This window comes from Mesotoga infera, assembly GCA_011045915.1.
Lineage (GTDB): Bacteria > Thermotogota > Thermotogae > Petrotogales > Kosmotogaceae > Mesotoga > Mesotoga infera_D.
In genome coordinates, this window is the sequence record DSBT01000223.1 from 1 (window position 1) to 6,096 (window position 6,096).

A 6,096-nucleotide genomic window follows, 5' to 3' on the forward strand; every position below is an offset into this window, starting at 1 on the left:
ATCTGTTCCACCAAGATCAGGGTGAAACCGTTAGCTGTTAGCGTTCCGCCGTTCTCAAACGGAACCAGAAGTGATACTGCCTCCGGCAGGAAGTGAGGCTGATGCTTATGTTACACGCCAGGAAGAAAGTGAAGAACCACTTACCGAACTTCTCAATCTTTGATTATATTCAGAATCATAGTCTTCTTGCGGGACTGGAATGAGAGAGCAAGAAGACGCTCTATGTTTGAGATGTAGTATCACTTCGCGAGAAACCATATTCGAGACTTCGAAGAATAAGGAGAGAAAGCAGACCCCTTGCAGGAGCCCTGAACAGGTTCCGCAAACATAAGCCCCAAAAAGGAATATTTCGGGGCGGGCCATAGGCGATGATAGTCTTTCTTGCTTCGGGTTATTCTGAGAAGGGTGGTCTTTCACGATAGAGGTACAAGCTCGCGAAGCTTCTCACTATCACTTTTTGCCGCGTAAGGGCAGAATGAAGTGTAAACATGATCCCGTACAGGACCGTTGAACATGCGCACATCACGGTGACCCAACAGGATTGCAGTTTGGGGTCATTAACGGCCCTGTATAGTGTTTCCTTATCGGAAACTGCTATTGATCTCTTCCCAAAGATCACGAAGGTTCGGACTTGTTTCCTTAATCAGCCCTTGTTTCCATTCCTTTTCCAGCCTATAGGGGATCCTGAGAACTAAGATTCTCTCTTCATTTTGCCTTGCACGGTCCAAAATGCAGCCTAGTAAAAATCCAGCGGCCTCAAAATCCTCATAAGGAATGACGGCGTTTGATTCGAAGATGAGGCGTTTACTCAATTTCGAGTTGCTTTCTGCTGTTAGAAGTCCTCTGAAAATGTTAGAATTGTCGTGAATATCCGGAGGTGGCTTTCGTGACAAAGAATCCCCTGAATCTTAGACTCTCAGAAATCATATCTCTTGAAGACACTTTCGAGTTCTACAGAGAGAGAATAAGCAAGTACAACAATGAACTCAAGGCATTCCTTCAGGTAAGCAGCCCGTCAGACGATAAGAGAGGTGGTTTCCCGTATGCCCTGAAGGACAACATCCTGGCTGTGGGGACCAGAACAACCTGCGGAAGCAGAATGCTAGAGAATTACGAATCTCCATACGATGCAACGGTGACGCGAAGGCTCGACATTCTGGGAGGAAAGCTTCTCGGAAAGACAAATTTGGACGAATTCGCCATGGGGTCCTCCACAGAGAATTCTGCCTTCGGGCCTACGAGAAATCCCTGGGATCTTGAACGCATTCCGGGAGGAAGCAGCGGCGGAAGCGCAGCCGCAGTGGCCGCGGGGCTTTCTCCGTTCGCTCTCGGCAGTGACACGGGCGGTTCTGTAAGACAGCCGGCTTCCATGTGCGGTATTGTCGGCTTCAAACCAACATACGGACTCGTATCGAGATATGGGCTAGTCGCGTTTGCCTCTTCGCTGGATCAGATCGGACCAATGACTCGCTGCTCCCAAGACGCCGCAGATGTTATGTCTATGATATCGGGACATGATAGTTATGACTCAAATACAGTCAGAAAAGAGCAATCTTTTGATGTGTCTCTTAGGGGATATCTCAAGGGGCTGAAACTTGCCGTTCCTTCTGAAATGCTTAATTATCCAGGCCTTGATTCCGGAGTGAAGGAGAGATTCCTTTCAATAATCGAAGATCTAAGGCGTTCAGGAGCAGAGGTAGAAGAGACTTCCATCCCTTCGGTCGAGTACGCTGTGGCAACTTACTATCTAATTGCGCCCGCCGAGGCCAGTTCGAATCTCGCTCGCTACGAAGGGATAAGATTCGGACCGAGAGTGCCATCGGAAGACTATGAAAGCCTCACAAACAAGAATAGGGATATAGGTTTTGGGAAGGAAGTGAAGAGAAGAATCCTTCTTGGAACTTTCACCCTGAGTGCGACTTATTATGACGCCTATTATAGAAAAGCTTTGAAAACGAGAAGCGTCATGGCCGGCGAACTGAATAGAGTATTAGATGAATACGATTTCATCTTGAATCCCTCTTCTCCGGTGATTGCACCGAAAATCGGAGAGATTACCGATCCACTGACATATTATTTGATGGATATTTACACGATACCAGCGAATGTTGCGGGGCTCCCGTCGATCTCTTTGCCTGCAGGACTCGTTGATGGAATGCCTGTCGGCGTGCTTCTTACTGGCAGAAGGTTCAGTGACGTCTCTCTTCTAGACGCAGCAAAGGGAATCGAGGATCTCTCTCCATCTTACAGAAGCGGGCTGGCCATACTCCCGGAAAGGTGGACTGAGTAATGAACAAGACTGTTATCGGACTTGAAATACACGCTCAACTCAGAACTGATACAAAGGCCTTCTGCAGCTGTAGGGCCGATGTCTTTGATCTTGAACCCAACACGGCGATCTGCCCGGTCTGCACTGGCCAGCCAGGCGCCCTGCCCGTTCTCAACAAGAAGGTGGTCGAGTTTGCCATCATGGCCGGCTTGGCAATGAACTGCACTATAAACAAACGGTCGGTCTTTGACAGAAAGAACTACTTCTATCCCGATCTGCCCAAGGGTTATCAGATAACTCAGTACTTCTTTCCCATTGCCGAAAACGGCTACTTATATCTCGAGGACGGAGACGAAAAGAGAAAGATCAGGATTCGCAGAATACATATCGAAGAGGACGCTGGAAAGATGATTCACCAAGGAACCGATTCTATTACCGGCTCATCTGGTAGCTATGTTGACCTCAATAGATGCGGAGTTCCGCTCATCGAAATCGTAACCGAGCCCGATCTTCGCAGCCCTGCCGAAGCCCGCGTCTTCATGGAGCTGCTTAGAGACACCGTCAGAGCGCTGGGAGTCTGTTCTGGAGACATGGAGAAAGGTGCCCTGCGATGTGACGCGAATATCTCGATAGTAGATGAAGCAGGGAGAAGTTCGAACAGGGTCGAGGTGAAGAACATCAATTCCTTCAAGTTTGTCGAAAAGGCTCTGGAATTCGAACAGGAGAGAATTTCAAGAACCCTTTCATCCGGAGACGATGTGGTTAAGGAGACGAGATCGTGGAGCTTCTCATCCAAAGAAACGATTTCTATGAGATCAAAGGAAGAGGAGAACGACTACCGTTACTTCCCGGAACCGGACCTTCCGAAACTGATTGTCAGTGACGATCTTATAAAAAGAATTGCGGGGAATCTCCCAGAACTCCCATGGGAAAAGATAGAGAGATTCATTAGGCAGTACTCGCTTCCCCGCTACGATGCGACAGTTCTTTCTTCAGACGGCAACATAGCTTCTTACTTTGAAGAAGTTGCACAGACCACTCACAAACCTAAGGAGAGCTCAAACTGGATCATGGGTGAATTAATGAGACTTATGAATGAAAAGGAGCTTTCAGTCGAAGAAGTGAAGGTAAACCCCGAGCATTTCAAGGAGCTTTTCGAGCTTATCGACGAAGGAAAGATATCGAACAAGATTGCGAAAGATATCTTTCCGTTCATTGTAGAGGGAAGGAAATCACCTATGGAGATAGTCAAAGAGAAGGGGCTTGAACAGATAGACGATGACAGAGTAATCGAGGATGCTTTACGCAAGGCTATGACCGATAACCCATCTGCCGTTGAGCAGTTCAGAGACGGGAAGGAGGGCGTTCTTGGATATTTTGTAGGAGCAGTTATGAAGGCTACAAGAGGAAAGGCGAATCCAATGAAAGTGAATGAGATCGCAAGGAGGATGCTTAAGGGTTGAAGAAGGGTTTTTGCCTGTTCTTACTGATATTTTCGGCCGTAATTCTTTCTGCCGAAACTCAGATCAAACTGAATAACGCAGGGTGGAGCGTCTCTGCGGATATCAGGGCCTATGAAGATATATATATGACTCTAGCGCTGGCTTCCGGAACACCTTATGTAGGTGTGACATACGTCGACAGCTGGGAGGAGTTTTCAACGGGTTTTCTCAAGTTGAAGACGAGGGACGGGATTTTCAGAGGTTCGATCCTTGCAAGTCACGAAGGTTTATTCATGGGTGTCAGATACGTTACCAACACGAATCAGATTCCGATTTTCTCGCACACCTCCCTTGAGCTCGAGCTTTCTACGGCAGGTGATATGAAGTATCTCGTAAGAAACTGGGTGAGACTTCCCCTGGGTCAGCTAAATGGTGGACTTAGCGTCTTTCTCCATCGGGAAGACTCCTTCTCATTCAAAGACATAGGTCTGTATCTTTACGCAAAAGAATATGAGAGGAGTTTGAGGATCAGAAACGCAGAAACGAATGTTGTTGCCACTGTGGACCTGAAGACGAACGACTCTCTTGGAGAGGTCGGATACGGAATCGGGATAGGAATGAATTACCTGTCATTCGATCTTGGATTGGCTTTTGCAGGCAATTTTATCGTGCCAGCCGGTGATCTCAGACTGATGCTTTCACCGACTGTGATGGTCAGCTTGCGTGGAATTGACGCTCAAATGTTGATCTCGAAACTTGGAAGCGATGATTCGATTTACGCTGGAATTTCGATCACAAACTTCAATTTGAACGGGATTTTTATGAGGCTTGTTTTCTGATGGGTATGGGTGTATATGTGCATATCCCGTTTTGTGCCAGAAAATGTTCATACTGCGACTTCTGTACAGTTCAGTATGATTCTGAGCTCGTGGACGAATATCATCGTTCTTTGAAAAGGGAGATCGAGATGTATTCGATCTCAGATACAGTCGAAACACTCTACTTCGGAGGTGGCTCCCCGTCTCTATATCCGGTTGAACTGCTGAATGATTTGCTAATGCATCTCAACAGTTCGCTGAAAATGGAGATAGAAGAGGCTACTATAGAGGCCAATCCGTGGGAACTTGAAAGAGAACGTCTTCAAGAATGGAGAAAGTTGGGCTTTAGCAGAGTATCGGTTGGCGTCCAGTCGTCTGAGAAGAGCATTCTCGATATCTGCAATAGGCCCGCACCTTCCGATCTGATAGAGAGATTAGTAATGTGCAGAGAGATGTTTGACAACTTGAATCTCGATTTCATTTTAGGTCTTCCTGGAGATACAGAGGGCAACGTGAGAGCGAATCTCGAGCTAATTAGCGCCATCGGGCCGGACCATGTTTCATATTATGTCTTTGATTCCGATCACGAAACTGAATTGATGGGTCGGGTGCATGATGCTATCATTGAAATGCCCGACCCTGAAATACTGGAAGGGCTTCACGATTTGCTTCTTGAATCACTGGGGAAAATGGGCTACAAGAGATATGAGATCTCTTCGTGGTCAACGGATAATAGAGAGTGCCTTCATAATCTCAAGTACTGGCGCAATGAGGAGTACCTGGGTTTTGGACTTTCGGCGGGCGGCCACTTTGACGAGAAGAGATATGTCAATACGGACGACCTGCGTAGTTATGAAGAACTGATTGGACGTAATCTGAAACCTGTCAGAGAATTTAGCCACAATACTACTATTCAGGAATTGTTTGAGACTCTTTTCATGGGGCTCAGATTGACTGAAGGGGTTGATTTGTCTCGCAAGAGATATCCCGAAGAGCTCCTCGGTCTCTTGATTTCAAAAATAAGACTCTACCTGGGAGAGTATATTTCACCCGACAGCAAAGTTGTAGTATTGAACGAGACCGGGATGGACGTTTCAAGAAGTATTTTTCAGAAGCTCTTAGACATTAAGGAGGAGATTGAAATTGCTTTCTCCACATGAGGCGCTCGAGATTGCATTGAGAGTCGAAAATGAAGGAGCAGACTTCTACAAGAACCTGGCCGAGAGCACCAATAGTGAAAAACAAGGCTCGGTCTTTCGTTTTCTTTCCTCTCAGGAGAGAAGACATTCAGAGACCTTCCGAACTCTGCTGAAGAGATTCGATGAAGAGGCCGCCGAACTCGTGAACTGGGACGACGCAAGGGCATATCTGGAGGACTTGACTAAGGGAGCTGTTTTTCCCGTCAGACTGCACGATGCAATGAACAGTTCCGATTATGACGAGGCTATTGCCATGGCAATAGAAGTTGAGAAGAAGAGCATAGCTTTCTATATGAGTCTAGTGCACTACGTGAAGGCCGAGACTGCCGATGCCCTCGGAAAGATCCTCGCTGAAGAGGAAAAACACA

5 protein-coding genes are annotated in these 6,096 nt (G+C 47.0%); all 5 read left to right on the top strand.

The annotated features are described in order from the left end of the window. Positions 1 to 886 precede the first annotated feature (886 nt). Positions 887 to 2,290: an Asp-tRNA(Asn)/Glu-tRNA(Gln) amidotransferase subunit GatA gene (gene gatA, locus ENN47_07815; protein HDP78074.1), complete on the top strand. Its 1,404-nt coding sequence runs from the start codon at positions 887 to 889 to the stop codon at positions 2,288 to 2,290. Beyond that, on the top strand, positions 2,290 to 3,732 hold the full coding sequence (gene gatB / locus ENN47_07820) for an Asp-tRNA(Asn)/Glu-tRNA(Gln) amidotransferase subunit GatB (protein HDP78075.1): 1,443 nt from the start codon (positions 2,290 to 2,292) through the stop codon (positions 3,730 to 3,732). Before gatA ends, gatB begins: the two co-directional genes overlap by 1 nt. After that, entirely contained in the window at positions 3,729 to 4,550 is an 822-nt protein-coding gene (locus ENN47_07825; protein ID HDP78076.1) for a hypothetical protein, read from the top strand. The genes gatB and ENN47_07825 overlap by 4 nt, the downstream gene beginning before the upstream one ends. Further along, positions 4,550 to 5,689, top strand: a complete 1,140-nt coding sequence (gene hemW / locus ENN47_07830; GenBank protein HDP78077.1) for a radical SAM family heme chaperone HemW — start codon at positions 4,550 to 4,552, stop codon at positions 5,687 to 5,689. Before ENN47_07825 ends, hemW begins: the two co-directional genes overlap by 1 nt. Next, on the top strand, positions 5,673 to 6,096 hold a 424-nt coding region (locus ENN47_07835; protein ID HDP78078.1), incomplete at its 3' end, for a Rubrerythrin. The genes hemW and ENN47_07835, both read left to right, overlap by 17 nt.

Coding starts and splice junctions, on each gene's coding strand:
- gatB (HDP78075.1), top strand. CDS start 2,290: ATGAACAAGACTGTTATCGGACTTGAAATACACGCTCAACTCAGAACT.
- hemW (HDP78077.1), top strand. CDS start 4,550: ATGGGTATGGGTGTATATGTGCATATCCCGTTTTGTGCCAGAAAATGT.